The sequence below is a fragment of the Salinibacter altiplanensis genome (genome assembly GCF_002894645.1).
Lineage (GTDB): Bacteria > Bacteroidota > Rhodothermia > Rhodothermales > Salinibacteraceae > Salinibacter > Salinibacter altiplanensis.
Map to the genome: position 1 here is coordinate 60,659 of NZ_NCQY01000004.1, position 18,078 is coordinate 78,736.

The 18,078-nt window shown below is 65.9% G+C and carries 12 protein-coding genes; 9 read left to right on the plus strand and 3 right to left on the minus strand.

What is annotated here, in order from left to right:
* Positions 1-31 precede the first annotated feature (31 nt).
* A complete protein-coding gene (locus B7R93_RS02755; RefSeq protein ID WP_103019324.1) occupies positions 32-2,398 on the plus strand; it encodes a glutamine--tRNA ligase/YqeY domain fusion protein in 2,367 nt (788 codons plus the stop codon).
* Positions 2,399-2,449: 51 nt separating this feature from the next.
* On the opposite strand, the gene gltX is transcribed toward B7R93_RS02755, so the two are convergent.
* On the minus strand, positions 2,450-3,916 hold the full coding sequence (gene gltX, locus B7R93_RS02760; protein WP_103019325.1) for a glutamate--tRNA ligase: 1,467 nt from the start codon (positions 3,914-3,916) through the stop codon (positions 2,450-2,452).
* A 363-nt stretch (positions 3,917-4,279) separates the two neighbouring features.
* Between gltX and B7R93_RS02765 the strand changes: the two genes are divergently transcribed.
* The 6 genes from B7R93_RS02765 (at position 4,280) to B7R93_RS02790 (ending at position 11,349) form a co-directional block, all read left to right on the plus strand.
* Positions 4,280-6,280, plus strand: a complete 2,001-nt coding sequence (locus B7R93_RS02765; RefSeq protein WP_232797939.1) for a peptidylprolyl isomerase — start codon at positions 4,280-4,282, stop codon at positions 6,278-6,280.
* A 31-nt stretch (positions 6,281-6,311) separates the two neighbouring features.
* Positions 6,312-7,178 carry a peptidylprolyl isomerase gene (locus tag B7R93_RS02770; RefSeq protein WP_103019369.1) on the plus strand — a complete coding sequence of 289 codons (867 nt, stop codon included), beginning with the start codon at positions 6,312-6,314 and terminating at the stop codon, positions 7,176-7,178.
* Positions 7,179-7,233: 55 nt separating this feature from the next.
* A complete protein-coding gene (locus tag B7R93_RS02775; protein ID WP_103019327.1) occupies positions 7,234-8,628 on the plus strand; it encodes a peptidylprolyl isomerase in 1,395 nt (464 codons plus the stop codon).
* Positions 8,629-8,703: 75 nt separating this feature from the next.
* A complete protein-coding gene (locus B7R93_RS02780) occupies positions 8,704-9,702 on the plus strand; it encodes an AAA family ATPase (protein WP_103019328.1) in 999 nt (332 codons plus the stop codon).
* Positions 9,703-9,883: 181 nt separating this feature from the next.
* On the plus strand, positions 9,884-10,654 hold the full coding sequence (locus tag B7R93_RS02785; protein WP_103019329.1) for a ferredoxin--NADP reductase: 771 nt from the start codon (positions 9,884-9,886) through the stop codon (positions 10,652-10,654).
* 128 nt (positions 10,655-10,782) lie between these two features.
* Positions 10,783-11,349 (plus strand): FxsA family protein, encoded by a 567-nt coding sequence (locus tag B7R93_RS02790; protein WP_103019330.1) that lies wholly within the window; start codon positions 10,783-10,785, stop codon positions 11,347-11,349.
* Positions 11,350-11,385: 36 nt separating this feature from the next.
* On the opposite strand, the gene B7R93_RS02795 is transcribed toward B7R93_RS02790, so the two are convergent.
* Positions 11,386-12,189 (minus strand): tellurite resistance TerB family protein, encoded by an 804-nt coding sequence (locus B7R93_RS02795; protein WP_232797941.1) that lies wholly within the window; start codon positions 12,187-12,189, stop codon positions 11,386-11,388.
* A gap of 329 nt (positions 12,190-12,518) precedes the next feature.
* Here B7R93_RS02795 and B7R93_RS02800 point away from each other — a divergent pair, with 329 nt between their 5' ends.
* Positions 12,519-12,947: a hypothetical protein gene (locus tag B7R93_RS02800; protein WP_103019332.1), complete on the plus strand. Its 429-nt coding sequence runs from the start codon at positions 12,519-12,521 to the stop codon at positions 12,945-12,947.
* A 76-nt stretch (positions 12,948-13,023) separates the two neighbouring features.
* Positions 13,024-14,430, plus strand: a complete 1,407-nt coding sequence (locus B7R93_RS02805) for an aminopeptidase P family protein (protein WP_103019333.1) — start codon at positions 13,024-13,026, stop codon at positions 14,428-14,430.
* Positions 14,431-14,634: 204 nt separating this feature from the next.
* Here the strand turns inward: B7R93_RS02805 and B7R93_RS02810 are convergent, their stop codons facing one another.
* Entirely contained in the window at positions 14,635-18,045 is a 3,411-nt protein-coding gene (locus B7R93_RS02810; RefSeq protein ID WP_103019334.1) for a UvrD-helicase domain-containing protein, read from the minus strand.
* Between the last annotated feature and the right edge of the window lie 33 nt (positions 18,046-18,078).

The window sequence follows — 18,078 nt, forward strand, 5'->3', positions numbered from 1 at the left end:
AAACGCCTCAACCCAAGCCTTACTCCCCTTTGTGAGCACGTCGGACCCTTCGGCCGAGCGCCCGCGCGAGAACTTCATCTACGACATCATCGACGAGGACCTTGACCAGGGCACCTACGGCGACCGGGTCGTCACCCGGTTTCCGCCCGAGCCAAACGGCCATCTCCACATCGGGCATGCCAAGTCCATCGTCCTCAATTTCGGCATCAAGCACGACTACGCCGACCGGGCCGACACGCAGTGCCACCTCCGGTTCGACGATACGAACCCCAAAACCGAAAGCCCCGAGTACGTCGAGTCGATTAAGGACGCGGTGAACTGGCTCGGGTACGACTGGGAGGACCACGAATACCACGCCTCCGACTACTTCGAGCAGTTCTACCGGTACGCGATTACGCTCATCAAGCAGGGCGACGCGTACGTCGACAGTCTCAGCGAGGAAAAAATCCGCGAGTACCGCGGGACCGTGGACGAACCTGGAACCCCGTCGCCGTACCGCGACCGCTCCGTCGAGGAGAACCTGGAGCTCTTTTGCAAAATGAAGGCGGGCGAGTTCGAGGACGGCGAGCACGTGCTGCGGGCGAAGATCGACATGAGCTCGCCGCACATGATCATGCGGGACCCCCTCCTCTTCCGCATCCTGCACGCCCCCCACTACCGGCGGGGGGACGAATGGTGCCTCTATCCGATGTACGACTACGCCCACCCCCTGGAGGACGCCATCGAGGACGTCACCCACTCCCTCTGCACGCTGGAGTTCGACAACAACCGGCGCGTCTACGACTGGGTGATGGAGCACTGCCTGGACGCGGACGAGATTCCGGCCCGGCCCCGGCAGTACGAGTTCAATCGGCTCAACCTCGGCTACACGGTGATGAGCAAAACCAAGCTCCGTCACCTGATCGAGGAGGACCTCGTGGACGGCTGGGACGACCCGCGCCTCCCCACGATCTCGGGGCTGCGCCGCCGCGGCGTGCCGCCGAGTGCGATCCGCTCCTTTTGCCGCGAGGTGGGGGTGACCCGGTCGCAGAGCCGGGTCCAGATCGGCCACTTCGAGCACGCGCTCCGCGACGACCTCAACCCGACGGCCCCGCGGGTCATGGCCGTGCTCGATCCGCTGAAGGTCGTAGTCACAAACTGGGACGAGGACGAGGTCGACTGGATCAACGCGAACCACTGGCCGCGCGACATCGACAAGGACGAGACGCGGCCCGTGCCCTTTGCCCGCGAGTTCTACATCGAGCGGGGCGACTTTCGGGAGGACCCGCCCGAAGACTTCATCCGACTGGCCCCGGGTCGCGAGGTGCGCCTGCGCCACGCGTACTTCTTCACGTGCGAAGAGGTTGTGCGGGACGAGGACGGCACCGTGACCGAGCTCCGCGGCACCATCGACCCCGACACGCGGGATAGCACCGCTCCGGACGGGCGCTCGCCGGACGGAACACTGCACTGGGTGTCCGCCGCCCACGGCATTCCGTTCGAGGCGCGGCTCTACGATCGCCTCTTCGGGGTGCCCGACCCCGATGCCCGCGAGGACCACTTTACCGAATTTCTGAATCCGGACTCGCTCAACGTCCGACAAGGGGTTCTGGAGCCTGCCGTGCGCGACCTGGACACCGACCAGCGGGTGCAGTTCGAGCGACAGGGCTACTTCTGGGCGGACCCGGACACGTCTCGTCCCGACGCGCTGGTGTACAACCAGATCGTGCCTCTCCGGGACACATGGAGCGGGGGCGAGGAGGGCCTTACCCAGGAAGAGTTGGCCCAACAACGACGAGAAAAAGAGCAGCGCAAAGAAGAACAGAGACGGCGCTCGCTCGAGGGCAAGACCGACCCCGCCGAGCATCTGGACGATGCCCAGCGGGACCGGTTCACCCACTTCCACAACGAGTTGGGCATCGACCGGGAGGATGCGGCCACCATGGCCGGGGACGACGCGCTGGCGGACTTCTTCGAGCAGGCGCTGGAGCACTACGACGCCCCGGAGCCGCTCGCCAACTGGACCGTCAACGAGCTTCTCGGCCGGCTGAACGACCGGACGGTGGCGGCACTTCCCCTCGGCCCGGACGAATTTGCGGACCTGGTGCGGCTCGTGGACGCAGAGGTCATCTCCACCCGCGGGGCCGACGAGGTCTTCCACGAGCTCGTAGAGAACGGGGGCGATCCCGAGGCGATCGTAGACGCGCGCGACCTACGACAGGTCGACGACACCGAGGCCCTCCGCCCCACCATTCAGGCCGTTCTCGGCGACCATCCCGACGAGGTGGCCCGCTATCGGGACGGGAAAAAGGGCCTCATCGGCTTCTTCATGGGACAGGTGATGCAGGCCACCGACGGCGCCGCCAACCCCGAGTTGGCCCGCACACTCCTGCAGGAGGAGCTTGAGCCCGCCGCTTGACCGGTCGGCAGCCGGGGCGGCCTCGCACGCGCCCCTTCCAGTGCCATCCGACTATCCCAGCGTCTCAACCGCCCGGCGCATGCGACGGAGGCAGGCCTCTTTCCCAACGGCGGCCAGCAGCCCAAACACGCCGGGGCCGTACGAACGACCGCTCACGGCGAGCCGGGACGGATGGATGATCGCCCCCGCGCCCACATCCTTCTCGTCGGCCAGATCGCGGAGTTCGGTTTCTACCGTCTCCGTGTCGAAGGAGTCGACCGCCTCTAGCCGGTCGGCGTAGGCGAGCAGAAGATCGGCGGACTCGTCTGTCCACCGCTTCTGTACACCCTCCTCCTCGTATTCCTCCGGATCCTCGAAGAAGTAGCGGTTGTCCGTCACCACCTCGGGCACCACCTGGATGCGATCCTGCACCAGCCCACAGATCGTTCGGAGGCGCTCGTCGCCCACCTCGTCGCCCACCGCGTCCACGTGAGGACGCGCCCTCTCCGCGAGCGCGTCGACCGACAGGTCGCGGACGGAATGCTCGTTGACCCAGCGCAGCTTGTCGAGGTCGAACTGCACACCACTGGCGCCCACGCGGTCGAGACTGAAGGCGTCGATCATGTCGTCGAGCCCGAACAGTTCCTCCTCGGTGCCGGGGCTCCAGCCCAGAAGCGCCAGGAAGTTGAGGAGCGCGTCCGGCTCGTACCCGGCCTCTCGATAGTCCGTGACGTAGACGGGAATGCCCAACTCGTTGGCGTCCCGCTTCGAGAGCTTTCCGCCGTTGGGACTCAGGATCAGCGGCAGGTGCGCAAAGGCGGGCGGCTCCCACCCCAACGCGTCGTACATGAGCACGTGCTTCGGGGTCGACGAGAGCCACTCCTCCCCCCGGATGACGTGCGAGATGTCCATGAGATGGTCGTCAACGATGTTGGCCAGGTGATAGGTGGGCATCCCGTCAGACTTCATCAGCACCTGGTCGTCAATCTCCGAGGTGTCGAACGACACCGTGCCCCGGATTTCGTCTTCGACCTGCACCGACTCTTGTCGAGGGACCTTCAGCCGGATGACGTAGTCGTCACTCTCGTCGATGAGGCGCTCAACTTCCTCGTCGGACAGGGTCAGCGAGTTGCGCATCTGACGGCGCGTCGATCCGTCGTAGGCGCCGTGTGTCTCCCGCAGGTCGTCGAGCTCTTCTTCTGTATCAAACGCATAGTATGCCCGCCCGGCCTCGACGAGCTTCTGAGCGTACTCGTGGTAGTGCCCCGAGCGCTCGGACTGTCGGTACGGGGCGTAGTCGCCGCCCTGCTCGGGTCCTTCGTCGTGCTCGAGCCCCGTCCAGGCGAGGGCTTCCCGAATGTCCTCCTCCGCCCCCGGTTCGTAGCGGGCCTGGTCGGTGTCTTCGATCCGCAGCACAAAGTCACCGTCGTGCTTGCGGGCGAAGAGATAGTTGTACAGGGCCGTTCGCAGCCCGCCGATGTGCAGGCGGCCCGTGGGGCTTGGCGCGAAACGGACACGAACAGGAGTGTCGGAAGCCATTGTGGCGGGGACGTTGCGTGTGGGAGAAGAACTGAGGCAAAACACTCAGGCATCACCCGTCCCATCGCGGAGAGTGCACGGGACAAATGGGCTGGACCTGAAGAGCGCTTTGTTGTAAAACACGCATGTCCCCCAGTTCCGGAGCGAAACGGAATTGTCGGGGGATTTGCGAACTATGGTGCCCGAATTCTGCGGTCTACAACCAACGCCGTTACGACCGAGAACCCACCGCACCGTGACTGCGCATCAATCCCCAATGCAAACCGTATCTTCCGGTTGCAATCTGCGGGCCCAGTTCGCTAGCATGTGAGCCTCTCCTCTTCTTTCTGGGACCACCGCCACTCGGTTCGCCCCCCCATGGCCATGGCTCGCCTCAGACGCACACTCGGCCTTCTTTTCCTTGCCGCCTTCGGGATTGCCTGCGGGGTCGGCTCGGAAGCGACCGAGGAGACCTCCGGCGCTCCATCGCCCGAGGATGCACCTGTGGCCCGCTACGCCGACACGGTCATCACGCTCGCCGAACTGGATTCGGCGTTCATCGACGCGGCGGGTGGCCCCGAGGCCGCGGCCGACAGCTCCCTCCACACCTACCGGAACTTCCTCGATCAATACCTCCATTTTCGCCTGAAAGTACGCGCCGCCCGCGACGCCGGCCTCGACACCCTCCCGCGCGTCCAGCGGAACGTCCACGACTATCGGCAACAACAGGCCCGCCCCCAGCTTCTGCGCGAAGAGGTGTACGGGCCCCTTGCGCGCACTCTGCACGAGCGCCGGACCCAGGCCGTGGACGTGAGCCACATCCTGATCCGCCCCGCCTCGTCCCGCGACACGCTCGGGGCCTACCGCACGGCCCACGCCATTGCCGACTCGATTGGGCAGGGCATCCCGTTTGGCGACCTGGCCGTCCGAAACTCCGACGCCCCCGCGGCCCAAGAGAAAGGCCGTCGGGGCTACCGGGGCCGGCTCGGCTACCTCCAGGCCGGAGAGATCGTAAAGCCGTTCGAGGACCGCATGTACGCCCTGGCGCCGGGCGAGACGAGCAACGTGTTCCGGACCAAGTTTGGCTACCACATTCTTAAGGTCCACGACCGGCGCCCCGCGGGGCAGCCCATTGAACTGTCCCACCTCCTGCGCCGTCCGCAGGACGACACCGCCGCCGCCCACCGCCTACTCGACTCCCTTCGGACGGAGATTTTGGAGGGGGCGTTGTCGTTTGCCGAGGCGGCCCGGGCGTACTCTCAGGATCGACAATCGGCCTCGGAGGGCGGGGCCCTCGGCGAGGTCGCCCCTCGGGCACTTCCCCCCGCCCTCCGCACTACCGTGGCGGCGCTAGATTCGGTCGGCGCGGTTTCGGGGATCGTCCAGAGCCGCTTCGGGTCCCACCTCTTGAAGCTCACCGGCCGACAGGAGCGACAGTCCTTCGACGAAGCGTACGACGAGCTACAGGACCGCCTCACTGGCCGGCCGCGGACCAGGCAGCGCAAGGCGGACGTCGCCCGAGCAATCCGTGCGGACGTCGGGGCCACGGTGGACACCGCTCGTCTTCGTGCGGCCGCCCGGGTCGCCTCGGTGGACTCCCTCGCCCGTCCCCTTCTGACGTACACCGACACCCTGTCCGGCGCCGCTCCTTCAGCGGCTACCCTGGGCGACTCAACCTACACCGTTGTCCAGGTGGCCCGCCACCTGATGCAGATGGACGGGGGGGCACAGACGACGGTGGCGGGCCTGATTGCGTCTTTTCTGAATGAAAAGGCCCTCCAATACGCCGCCACGCGCCGGGCCCAGAGCGATCCGACCCTTCGTCGGAGGGTGGCGGCGTACCGCGACGGGACACTTCTCTTTCGCTACATGCGGGACTCAGTCTGGACCGCCGCGGCCCAGGACACCGCGGGCCTGCGGAACACATATCGGCAGAACCGCAACGAGTATCAGGTTTCCGAGCGCACACGCGTCCTTGCCCTCCGTGCTCCCGCAGATTCGGTACTGCGTCCCTACGCCACGCTTTACGAGCACAGTTCTTCGATCCCGGCCGTTCTGGACGCTGCCGTGGCTGATTCCCTCGTCTCCACCGACACTGTGTACGTCACCGCCCGCTCCGCGGACGTCTACCGGTCGGTCCGTACGGCGGGCGACGGGGATGCGGTGGGCCCATTGGCCCAGGACGACGAGTCGCTGTTCCTGATTCGGGATACGCGTCTCCCGCCTCGTCCCATGCGGTTCGAGGAGGCCCGAAGCCGCGTCGTACAGGATCACCAGGACCGCCTCGAGCAGCGGGTCCTGCGTCGACTGCGGGCGCGATACGACGTGGAGACGTTCCCGGAACGCCTCCGCCCGCCAGTCAGTGACGCCCCCACAGCCCCCTGATCGCACGGCCTCCGTTCCTTCCATGTCCTCCATGCCCATCTGCGCCACGTGCCCCCGCGTCCTCTTGGTCCTCGTGCTTCTGGGCACAGGGATTGTCGGGTGCCAGACCGAGACGCCCCCCGACTCCTACGTTGCTCGCGTGGGGACGAACTACCTGACCGAGGCCGACCTGACCCGGATGCTCACCAGCATGGGACCGGTTCGCGACTCCAGCGGGGCCCGGCAGCAGGCGATTGATCAGTGGGTTACCCGCACGCTCCTGTACCGGGAAGCCGAGCGCCTGAACCTTGGCTCCAACGAGGCGGTCCAGCGGCGACTGCGGCGCCAGCGACGCTCCGTGCTGGTGTCGGCCCTGCGGACCCGGTTCGAAGAGGAAACCGACACGCGTCCCACCGCCGGGGAGGTACGCACGTATTTTGAGCGCCACAAGGAGAAACTGCGCCTCCAGGAGCCGTACGTGCGTGTCCAGTGCCTGACCCTCTCAGACCGTACAACAGCCCGAACTGTCCGGCGGGAGCTGCGCAGGCCTCCCGCACCGCCCGACACCGCCTGGGCCCGGCTCGTCGCAGAGTACGCCACGTACACAACCCAGGCCCGCCGACTGTCTCAACAGTTTCTTCCCCGAAGTCAACTCGGGCAGCAACTTCCCCCCGCCCTCACAAGCCGCGTCGAGGACTTGCAGGAGGGGGAAACCACACCGGTCGTTCAGGCCAACGGACGCTATCACGTGCTCCGCCTCGACCGCCGAATGCCAGAGGGCACGCCACCGGAGCTCAACTGGATTGAGCCCAAAATTCGTCGCCGCCTCCGAATCCGCGCCCGGAAACAGATCCAGGCAACCGAGGTTCAACGCCTGCGCAACAGAGCCCAGGCCGACGGGGTGCTCGAATTGCCGTAGCCTCTCTCCACTGTGCCCCGTCGTTCATCCCTCTTCGAATACGAGTCGTACTTGCATGCATCACGTGTGTCGCACCTTCGCATCTTCCTTTCGATACGGTGGCGGCCCACTGCTTGGGGCCGTCCTGCTTCTTGCGAGCATGGCGCCCGGCGCCGCCCACGGGCAAGACACGCAGGTGATAGACCGCATCGCCGCCGTCGTGGGGGATGAGATTGTCCTTAAGTCTGAGGTCGACCAGCTCGTCCGCCGCCAAACCCGACAGCAAAGCGTTTCTTATTCCAACCGCCTCTGGATGGAGGCCCTGCGACAACTCGTCGACCAGCGGCTTCTGGCGGAGGAGGCGCGTCGCGACACGACCATCACGGTCTCCGATCAGCAACTGAGCGATCAGCTCGACCGCCGGATCGAACAGTACGTCCAGCGCGCAGGGAGCGAGGAGCGCCTGGAGCAGGCGTACGGCAAGAGCATCCTCGAAATCAAGGAGCAGTTTCGGGAGGACCTCCGGGGCCAGATTTTGTCTCAGCAGCTGCGGCGGCGGCGCATGCAGAACATCGACATCACGCCCAGCGAGGTTCGGCAATGGTTCGAAGAGATCCCCCAGGATTCACTGCCTCAGCTTCCCAAGACCGTTCGCCTTTCCCACATCGTGCGGTACCCAAAGCCCACGGAGGAGTCCCGTCAGCAGGCGAAGGCCCTGATTGCTTCCGTGCGGGATTCCGTCGTGGACGGCGGAGCCTCCCTCGAGGCCATGGCCCGTCAGTTCTCCGCTCCGGATGCCGCCGGCACCTCCTCTGGGGGCCTCACCAACGTAGACCTCGACGACCTCGTCCCGGAGTTTGCCGCGGTCGCGTCCCGCACCCCTGTGGGCACAGTGTCTCAGCCCTTCTACAACAAGAGCCAGAATGGCTTTCACATCCTCCGAATCGATGCCAAGGATGGAAGCACCGTGGACCTCCACCACGTGCTCATCAAGCCCGACGCCCCCAGTGGGGAGCGTGCCAAGGAGTACCTGAGTGCCGTGCGCGACACCCTTCTCAGTGACAGCGACATTCCCTTCGAGCGCATGGCCCGGCGCCACTCCGAGGAGGACCGGACGGCCCAAAATGGCGGTCGCGTGACTGATCCAGAATCCGACACGCGGGACCTGGTCCTGGACGCTCTCGGCCCCTCTTGGACCCAGACGATCCGGAGCCTAGAGCCCGGGGACATCAGCGAACCCTCGCGCGTGGAGTTGCTAAACGGCGATGAGGCCTACCACATCGTCCGCCTTGAGCGGCGCGTGCCGGCCCACCGCGCCAGCCTCGAGACCGATTACGACCGCATCCGCCAGCTTGCCCTTCGGGACAAGCGCAGCCGAAAGATGCAGGAGTGGACCGACCAGCTTCGAGAAAGCATCTACGTTGACATTCGCATTACCGAGTCGGAGCTGACGGCCATGCGCCGCCGCTAGTCCCCACACTCGGGTGCCAATTTTCGTGTGGGGTCCCGCCGAAGGACCTCGTTCTGCTCCTGAGTCAATGTCTCCATGCCTCCGTCCCCGTCGTCCTCTCCCCCGCAGGACCCCGAAACGCTCGACGACCTCAGCACCGCCTACGACCGCCTCCGTCGGGAGATTGGCAAGGTGATCGTCGGGCAGGAGGACATCATCGAAATGGTGGTGGTCTGCCTCATGGCCCGTGGGCATACCCTTTTGATCGGGGTCCCGGGCCTCGCCAAGACCCTTCTGGTACGCACCCTCGCCGGGGCGCTCAACTTGGACTTTAGCCGGATCCAGTTCACCCCCGATCTCATGCCCAGTGACATTACCGGGACGGAGATCATCCAGGACACCCACGACGGGCGTCACTTCGAGTTCGCAGCCGGGCCCATTTTCGCAAACGTCATCCTCGCAGACGAAATTAACCGCACCCCCCCCAAAACGCAGGCGGCCCTCTTGGAGGCCATGCAGGAGCAGCATGTCACCGCCGCGGGCGAGACCCACGCACTGGACGATCCCTTCTTCGTTCTCGCCACGCAAAATCCCATTGAGCAGGAGGGCACCTACCCCCTGCCTGAGGCCCAGCTGGACCGCTTCATGCTGAACCTCTGGCTCGATTACCCCTCGTTCGACGAGGAAACTGAGGTGGTCCGCAGCACGACCACCGGCTCCGAATCGGAGGTCTCCCCCGTCATGAGTGCCAACGAACTGCAGACGTACCAAGAGTTTGTTCGGCAAATCCCGGTCGCCGACAATGTCATCGAGCATGCCGTCCAGCTGGTCACCCGAACCCGCCCTGAGTCCGAGGATGCCCCAGAGTTCATCCAGGACTACCTGAGCTACGGCGCCGGCCCCCGGGCCTCCCAATACCTGGTGCTGGGCGCAAAGGCCCTCTCTGCCCTGGACGGGCGCATGACCCCCGTGGAGGCCGACATTCGCCGGATGGCCATCCCGGTCCTGCGGCACCGCATCGTTCCGAGCTTCAACGCGGAGGCGGACGACGTGTCGTCGGTCGACCTGATCGACCAACTCCTTGACGAGATGTAACGGCATTTTGGAGACGCCCGTTGGGCGGACGAAAACTCGCCCCCCCACCACCGGTAGCATGACATCGGACGGCCCGGCCCTGAGTGGGCCTCCCGAGGATTCTTTCCCGAAGCGCCGATCGGCCGCCGCGCCGCGCGGGTGAGGCCTGTGCTAGTTTCCTCATGAAGCTGCCGAACGTAGAATGGATGCCTCGCAGTATAGCCGGTTGACCTTTGTGGAACGGGTGGACGTTTCCGACGAGCTGGCGATCTTTCGCCTTCGGGCCGACACCCCCGTCGACTTTACACCGGGGCAGTACGCCACCATTGGGCTCAGGAACGGCGACCAGGACCGCCCGCTTCTTCGTCCGTACTCGGTGGTCTCGGCCCCCGGCTGCACGGAGCTTGAGTTCTTTATCGAACGGGTTGACGACGGCGCCCTTACGCCGAGGCTCTGGAACCTGGACGAGGGAGCCAACCTGTGGATGCGGGACAAGATCGTGGGCCGGTTCACGCTGGATCCGAACCGTTCCCATCACCTCATGGCCGCAACGGTCACCGGCGTGGGGCCGTACGTCAGCATCGTCCGCGATCAGCTGCGAGAATGCCGGGCCGGGCGCCTGGACGCACCGGACTCCATGCTGGTTCTGCACGGGGCAAGCCGGTCCTGGGAGTTGGGCACATATCTCGACGAACTCCAGTCGCTGGCCGCCCGGATGGACTGGTTCGAGTATGTGCCGACTGTGAGTCGTCCCTGGGAAGACCCCGACTGGGACGGCGAGTGCGGACGGGTGGAGGACGTGCTGCGGAAGCACTTGGATGCCGCCTCATTCGCCCCGTCCGACAGCGCCGCCTACACCTGTGGCCACCCAAAAATGATCGACAAGGCCCAGGGCATTCTCCAGCGTGCTGGGTTTGAGGAGGGGGCAATTCACGAAGAGAAATACTTTGTCGAGCGTAGCGGGGGCGGGTAGTCTCCACGACCGGAACCGAACGCCCCCCACAGGGAACCGTACACCGGTCGGTAGATTTCCTTTTGCGCCCTCTAAGACGGAGGAAGGCTCTCCATCTGTCCGCCACCAGCCCCGTCCGGGATTGTCCCATGCTTGGTCGCCTGATTCTACTCTTCTTGCTCACGCCCGCTGCGGAGCTGGCGCTTCTCATTCAGGTGGATCAGCTCATCGGGTTCTGGGCCACGATCGCGCTGATTGTCGTGACGGGTGTCGTGGGGAGTCACCTGGCCCGTCGGGAGGGACTTTCGACCTGGCGCCGCCTCAACCGCCGCCTACAGGCCGGAGACCTGCCCGGAAACGAGCTCGCCGACGGTGTGATCATCTTGATGGCGGGGGCCCTGCTCATCACTCCCGGCATTCTGACCGACGTGGTCGGGTTCTCGGGCCTGATCCCGTTCACGCGTGCCCGCCTCCGCAGCGCGCTGATGCGGTGGTTTCAGCGCAAGGTCGACCAGGGCAGCATGCAGATGCAGTTCGGTGTATTTGGGGGAACGTCCTCCTCCAATTCCGGAGGGCCGAACGTCCCGCCTCGTTCGCCTGGGGGCCCTCACCGGTCCGCCCCAGACGATGCGTGGGAGGGTCGTCCTCAGAACAGACCCACCCACACGGATGAGCCCCGGGGAGACGGAGATGGGACTGCCCCGTCCTCCTCCTAACTCGCCCCCGTACCGCCCCCGACCGGACTGGCGCCCTCACCCGCCATGTCCGTTCATGCGTACGTTGACGTCCCAGGCCTGGGCCAACGACGAGATGAGGTCCCGTTCGGCCCGAGTGAGGTGCCCGTCGGCCCGAGCCACGGTGTGGAGGTCGTCCAGAACCGTCAGGCGATGCGTGCTCGACAGAGCCTCTTTCAGCGCCTCTACCGAATCGTAGATGAGCCCTTCCTTGGGCTGCTCCGCGTACACCTGTAGGGCCCGGCGCACGACGTCCCGCAGCTCCTTCGCCGATTGCTCCGGCTGCCACTCCTGGAGTCGCTCCACCATCACGTCCACCGTGCGTGCCGACAGGTCCTCGCCGGCAGCGTGTCCCACGAGGATGTAGAGGAAGGCCAGCTCGTGGATGAGCCCCCAGTCTTCTCCTCGTCGCTGCACGACCGCAGACGTGTTCTCGAGAAGGTCTTCGCTGAGGGCCTTGAGCGACCACGCCTCCGCCAGCATGTGAATGAGCCCTTGCTCCCGCTCCAGGAGCACACCGTCGGCCTCCGCAATGCGGATCAGATCTCGTATCGTGTCGCGTCGCTCCGCGGCGGAGAGGGCCGACGCGAGCGCCTCCACCGCCCGCCGAAACTCAGCTTGGGCCTCTCGCTCGGTGAAAATCGTGGCGGCCTCTACGATTAGATCGTGGACAGCGGGCTTGTCCATCGACTCCCGCGCCTGGAGGGCGTTTTTGAGAACCCTGAGTTCCTCGTCACTAAGCTCATGGTCCGTGCCGTATGCAAGAGCAATGTACACGACCGCCAAGTCGTGGGTCGTCGTCCAGTCGTCGGGGGCGTTCATGGGGGCGAGCACTGAATTTACGAGACACCGCGCTGCCAGTATACAGAACGACGGCCCCGAAACGCAACGGGAGGCACGGTGATGACGACCGAGAAGCCCATCTCTCCGGCCACTGCCCGGTCTTTGGGAACAGGGCTCACTGCCCACACCCCACAATTTGGAGAACATTTTACAGGGGCCCTTCCCGCCGAGGGTTCAGCACTCCCGCAGTTTCCCTGTGAAACCAGCCGTGGTTCCTTCCCATCAGGGTTGCATTCGTCCAGATTCGCTGCCGATGTTGCGTGCACCATTACATCCAGTCCCTGTCCCCTTTCCCCTTCTGTCTCATCATGCCCGCCATCGACCCCGACGCCCTTGAGTCTCAGGTCGCCCAGCGGCTCGACCCGCACGGAAGCGCCGGCGTTCGGGCAGGTCTCTCCGGCGTCGTGGACCTGGACGCCCTGAAGGAAGGCCGCTACGGAGAGGTGCTCAACGCCATTGACCGGCGCCTGACCCAGGACCGGTACTCGCTGCTGTCGATGGTCGTGGCTGGCATTTACTTTGGGCTGCTGATGGGCCTGTGGCTGGTTGACAGCTCCACCTGGGGCCGCATTGCCCTGTGGATCGCCCCTACGCTTTTGGTCGCGGTGTACGGACTGTACACGACCCACCAAACCGTACGCCAGATTCGTGACTTGTCGGAGACCCGCGCCCTGATACGGGTTTTGATAGACGCCTCTTCCATCGACAAGCCACCGAACGCCCAGACGGAGCGCTGACCGACAGCCCCCTCCCCCGTAAACAACCGCTCAGGGCCACGCATCCGAAGCCTTTCTCGCGCATTCCGTTTAGCCGATGTTCGCCCCCACCACGTACCGTTCCCGTCGTCGCACACTCGTTGCACAGGAGCGCCCGGAGTCCGGCCTCGTGTTGCTGCTCGGGAACCAGCACACCCCCCGTAACTACGTCGACAACCCCTACCCTTTTCAGCAGGACGGAACGTTTCTCTACTATTTCGGCCTCGACCGCCCCAACCTGTACGGGCTCATTGACCTCGACATGGGCACTTCCACCCTGTACGGCGAAGAGGCGACCCTCGACGATGTCGTTTGGGCAGGAGAGCCTCCCGCCCTCCAGGAGGAGGCCGCTGCGGTCGGGGTCGACACGGTTAATCCGCCGCCGACCCTCGGCTCTCGACTCACACAGGCCCGTCAGCAGGACCGCACGGTCCACATTCTTCCCCCGTACCGGGATGAACATCGGCTCCGATTGGGGGAGCTGCTCAATGTCCCCCATGCCCAACTCGACGACGCTGTCTCGGAGCCTCTGATTCAGGCTGTGGTACAGCAACGGTCGGTCAAGTCTTCGGAGGAGGTGGCGGAAATCGAAACGGCCCTCGAACGAACCGCCCAGGTCCACGCCTGTGCCCAAGCCCATGCGGTCCCGGGTGCGTCCGAACAAGAAATTGTGGGGGCCATGACCGGCCGTCTGACCGCCGAAGGGAGTGCCTTCTCATTTACGCCGACGTGTTCGGTCCGGGGCGAGGTGCTGCACAACCACTCGTACCCGAACACCCTCACGGAAGGAGATCTCCTTCTGGTGGACGCCGGGGCTGTGTCGCCACGCCACTACGCAGGCGACGTTACCCGAGTGACGCCGGTCGCAGGGACGTTTGCGTCCCGGCAGGAAGCCATTTACAGGGCCGTGCTGTCTGCCCAAGCCGCCGCCATCGAGGCGCTCGCCCCCGATGTGCCCTTTGTCGAGATTCACAAGCACGCCGCTCGCACCCTTACGGAACACCTGATCGACCTGGGGCTCATGCAGGGTCCGGCCGAAGAGGCCGTTGCCGCGGGGGCTCATGCGCTCTTCTTTCCACATGGCCTCGGGCATATGATGGGCCTCGACGTCCACGACATGGAAAGCCTCGGGGAGGAGTTTGTGGGGTACACCAACGATCAGACGCGTCCGGAGCAGTTCGGACTGCATGCCCTGCGCCTGGGACGCCCCCTTCACCCCGGATTTGTGGTCACCGTGGAGCCAGGGTGTTACTTCATTCCCCCGCTCATCAAGCACTGGCGGGCGGAGCAGCGGCACGAACAATTTATCAACTACGAGCGCGTAGAGGACTTCCTTGGGTTTGGCGGCATCCGCATTGAAGACGACTTCTTGGTCACCGCAGACGGCGCTCGCGCCTTGGGGGCCGATATCCCGAAGGCCCCGGAAAAGGTGGCCGCCCGGGCCGGCTCTTCTCCCCTCAGTTAGCGTCTTTCTCCAGCCCCGAGCCGCACGATCTTGCCCCCGGCATGGGCCCCACTTGGGGGAGATCGCCCCGGAAGTGTGCAGCATGAAGCGCGTATTTTGCGGACCGTTCCTCCCCCAGGCCCCCGCTTCCTGAATCCTGAGAGGCGGGTATGTTGATGTCCAGGGCCCCGGCTGGGAACAGCACACGCTAGCGAGTGGGGCCCCCTACTCCACCGAGCGACGCGTTGGGGAGAAGGGGGAACCCCGCTCCAGAGGATCGCCGAACAGCCCCACTCCCGCATCTGCAAGCCAGAGCCCTCCTCTCGCGACCGGCTCGTCAACCACGGCGGCCCAGGCCTCCGCGTATGCTCGAAGCTGCTGCGCGTAGGGATGATCGGGCGGCAGCGCCTCCGGCGGCGCGCCCTGAACCCGATCGGTCTTGTAGTCGACGAGCGTCCATTGGCCGTCTCGGCGCCAGGCCAGGTCAATCACGCCCCGTCGCACAACGGGCGTCTCTTCCTGCACGGCGTGGGCAATCGGGTACTCGCAGTAAAACCGGTTGGCCTCCTGCAGTCGCGCCCAGATGCGGCCGTCCAGAAACCGCTGGACCATCGTCGTGGCCCGCTGGATCACATCGGGCGTCGTCGCCGCTCCCGCCCGTTCGAGGACCGTCGCTACGACGGCCCGATCGGTCCACGGGGCTGGGCGGCCCGTGCGGACGCACTGCTCCAGAAGCTGGTGGAGTGCGGCGCCGAACGCTTCCCCGTAGCCGTCTTCTCCTGTGGGCCGCATGGCCGGACCGTGCTCGCCTTCGGTGACGGACTCCGTCCGGTACGCGGGGCGTGATTGCTCCTCGATTCGGGACTCTCGTTCGGCTCGTCGGGCCTCCAGAGCAGGGGCGGGCGCGTCCGACCGATCGCTGGGGGGCTCCCCCTCCGGCATCTCTAATTCGGGGACCTCGGCCGCGTCCAGGTGCTCGTAGAGGGGGGCCCAGGGGCCCTCCTTCAGCTTTTCCGGATAGGTCGACACGACGAGGAGGTTTCGCGCCCGGGTGGCCGCCACGTACAGGAGGCGTCGTCCCTCGGCCGCCTCGTGGCGCTCCTCGCTTTCACGAAAGCTCTCCGCTTGCCCGTTTGCGGCCGTCTCCCATCCCAGCGGCGGATGTGTCACCCGTTCGCGGTAGCCACTCCCCTGCACAATCGGGGCCACGAGTTCCCCGGCCCCCCGACGAAGGTGACGACGCACCGACGGGCCACTGCCCCGGCTGTATGGATCGGCCAGGAAGACCACCGGCGCCTCCAGCCCCTTGGCCTGGTGCACGTTCATCACGCGCACGGCGTCGCCCCCGCCCGTCTCCAGCGTCATGCCGTCCACGTCTTCGTCCCCATCGACCACTCGCTGCAGCTCCTCCAGCACCTCGGCCCAGCCGAGCCCTCGGGCGGCAAGATCCTGGACGTAGGTGATCGTACGAAGCACACGCCCGGCCCGGAGCGATCCCTCAGACGGATCCGGGGGATGCGCGGCGCCGGCGAGCAGGCCCAGGTCGTCGATGATTTGTTCGACGGCGACGCCGGGACGATGCCCACGAACTAGGCGACGCGCCTCGCGCAGACGATCGAAGGCCTCCTCAAACCGCCGTGCCGTCGTGGACGGAAGCGCCTCCCCCACAGCCCTCGGCACCGGCTCGTGCATGCAATCGAACCGACCGCCAGCCTGCGAAAACCGGTACAGGTCGTCGTCGCTCGCCCCCACGAGCGGGCCTTTCAGGTACGCCACGCACGCCACCTCGTCGTCCGGGCGGAGGGCGCAGGTGAGAAGGTCCACAAGGGCCTTCAGCTCAGCCGCCTCGCCCAGGTCTTCGCTCCCGGTCACAGTGTACGGAATGCTGCGCTCGGCCAGGGCCTCGGCATAGACGGAGAGGCGCGATTTGGTCCGCGTCAGGACGAGAAAGTCGGAGTAGTCCGCCGTGTCCCCCTCGAGGAAACGTGCGTCAAGGGCTCCACTCCCGTCTCGGGCTCCCCGAATGAAGCGGGCGATGCGTTCGGCATCCTGCCGGGCGATGTCGGTGCCCCAGTTCCCCCGCACCTTTTCGAGGCTGATCCGACGCACCCCCTCCACGTCTCGACCCGTCGTCCGCTGGGGGTCGAATGGCGTGTACGTGGCCTGGAGGTCCGTCAGGCCTGGATCGTCGAAGATGCGTTCGAAGGCCTCGTCGCACCAGTCACAGATGACGTCGAGTGAACGGAAGTTTTTGGTCAGCGTCACGGCCTCGCCGCCGGTCTCTTCAATGCGCTCCCCAACGGCCTCGAACACCTCCATGTCCGCCCGCCGGAAGCGGTAGATCGACTGCTTGTCGTCTCCCACGATGAAGAGGCTGCCCGGACGCGGGCGGCAGTCGGTCCAGGTCGTCTCGGTCGGGGTGCGGCTGGTGAGGTAGAAGAGGAGCTCTGCCTGCAGCGGGTCGGTGTCCTGAAACTCGTCGACCAGCAGGCGAGGATGACGCTTCTGAATGGTCGTCCGGAGGCGCGGATGGTCGCGCAGAAGATCCCGGGTACAGGCGAGCAGGTCATGAAAGGTGAGACGGCCCTCCCTGCGCCGAAGGGAGGCGAACCGGTCCACGGCCGGACGGACGAACTCTACGACCTCCTTGTGCACGCAGGCCCGCCACCGGCGCAGGGCCGGCTGCACCACGTCGCGCACCAGCACGGGCAGCTGCTCGTCCCGCAGCGTCCGCGCCCAGTCGTAGGCGTCCGTCTCGGGGCCGCGCCAGCACTTCAGCGTCACGTCCGCCGACTCCTCGTCGGACACGTCGGCCATCAGCTCGAGCAGCTCTGCGCGCTGCGCCGGGGTCTCCAGGTTCGTCTGTGCGATCAGCTTCTCCGCCGTGTCCAGCGCCTGCATTGCGTCGTCGCGCCCCTCCGGCAACGTGTCCGGGCGGTGGGCCTGCCACTCTCGGAGCCGGGCCTGCACCGTCGCAGCCGCCTGCTCCAGCGAAGGGACGGTGTCCGGAGCGTTGATGTACGGCTTCAGCTCCGGGTGCTCACAGAGCCGTTCGAAGTAGGCGTCCAAGTCCTCCGGCTCCACCCCCAGCCCCGTAAGCACCTCCCTGCGGGCCGGGCGATCGGCCCGCACGGCCTGCAGGTAGTCTTGCCAGGCCCGGTCGCGGAGCTCCCGTTCCTCGCGGTCGTCCAGGCCCGCGACGAAGCCAGGGGGCAGATTTGCGGCGATCGGTCGTTCGCGGAGGAGGCGGGCACAGAACGAATGGATGGTTCCGATGAATGCCTGCTGTGCGTCCTGGAGGGCGGCGGTCACCCGTCGTCGCTGAGCACTCTCCGCCGGCAGCGCCGCCTGGGCACGCCGCAGCTCCTCGTAAAACCGTTGGCTCATCTCCCCCGCCGCCTTTCGCGTGAAGGTGATGGCCGTCAGGTCCTCCACCGACACCCCCGAGCGCACGAGCGCCACCATGCGGGCCACGAGGGCCGTCGTCTTGCCCGAGCCGGCCGCGGCCCGAACAAAGAAGTTCGTGTCCGGCTCGAAGGCAGAAAGGGACGGTACGTCGTCGTCTCGCCACGGGCCGATCCGTCGGCGAACGGCGGCGTCATCGTATGTTGAGGACACCGAAGAGGGGGCAGACATAGCACGGTTCAGGGGTAGGGAAATGCGGCGCGT

What these genes read in the sequence shown, in the direction of transcription:
- gltX (WP_103019325.1), bottom strand. Translation starts at nt 3,916, where the DNA reads ATGGCTTCCGACACTCCTGTTCGTGTCCGTTTCGCGCCAAGCCCCACG.
- B7R93_RS02765 (WP_232797939.1), top strand. Translation starts at nt 4,280, where the DNA reads ATGGCTCGCCTCAGACGCACACTCGGCCTTCTTTTCCTTGCCGCCTTC.
- B7R93_RS02770 (WP_103019369.1), top strand. Translation starts at nt 6,312, where the DNA reads ATGCCCATCTGCGCCACGTGCCCCCGCGTCCTCTTGGTCCTCGTGCTT.
- B7R93_RS02775 (WP_103019327.1), top strand. Translation starts at nt 7,234, where the DNA reads ATGCATCACGTGTGTCGCACCTTCGCATCTTCCTTTCGATACGGTGGC.
- B7R93_RS02780 (WP_103019328.1), top strand. Translation starts at nt 8,704, where the DNA reads ATGCCTCCGTCCCCGTCGTCCTCTCCCCCGCAGGACCCCGAAACGCTC.
- B7R93_RS02785 (WP_103019329.1), top strand. Translation starts at nt 9,884, where the DNA reads ATGGATGCCTCGCAGTATAGCCGGTTGACCTTTGTGGAACGGGTGGAC.
- B7R93_RS02790 (WP_103019330.1), top strand. Translation starts at nt 10,783, where the DNA reads ATGCTTGGTCGCCTGATTCTACTCTTCTTGCTCACGCCCGCTGCGGAG.
- B7R93_RS02795 (WP_232797941.1), bottom strand. Translation starts at nt 12,189, where the DNA reads ATGAACGCCCCCGACGACTGGACGACGACCCACGACTTGGCGGTCGTG.
- B7R93_RS02800 (WP_103019332.1), top strand. Translation starts at nt 12,519, where the DNA reads ATGCCCGCCATCGACCCCGACGCCCTTGAGTCTCAGGTCGCCCAGCGG.
- B7R93_RS02805 (WP_103019333.1), top strand. Translation starts at nt 13,024, where the DNA reads ATGTTCGCCCCCACCACGTACCGTTCCCGTCGTCGCACACTCGTTGCA.
- B7R93_RS02810 (WP_103019334.1), bottom strand. Translation starts at nt 18,045, where the DNA reads ATGTCTGCCCCCTCTTCGGTGTCCTCAACATACGATGACGCCGCCGTT.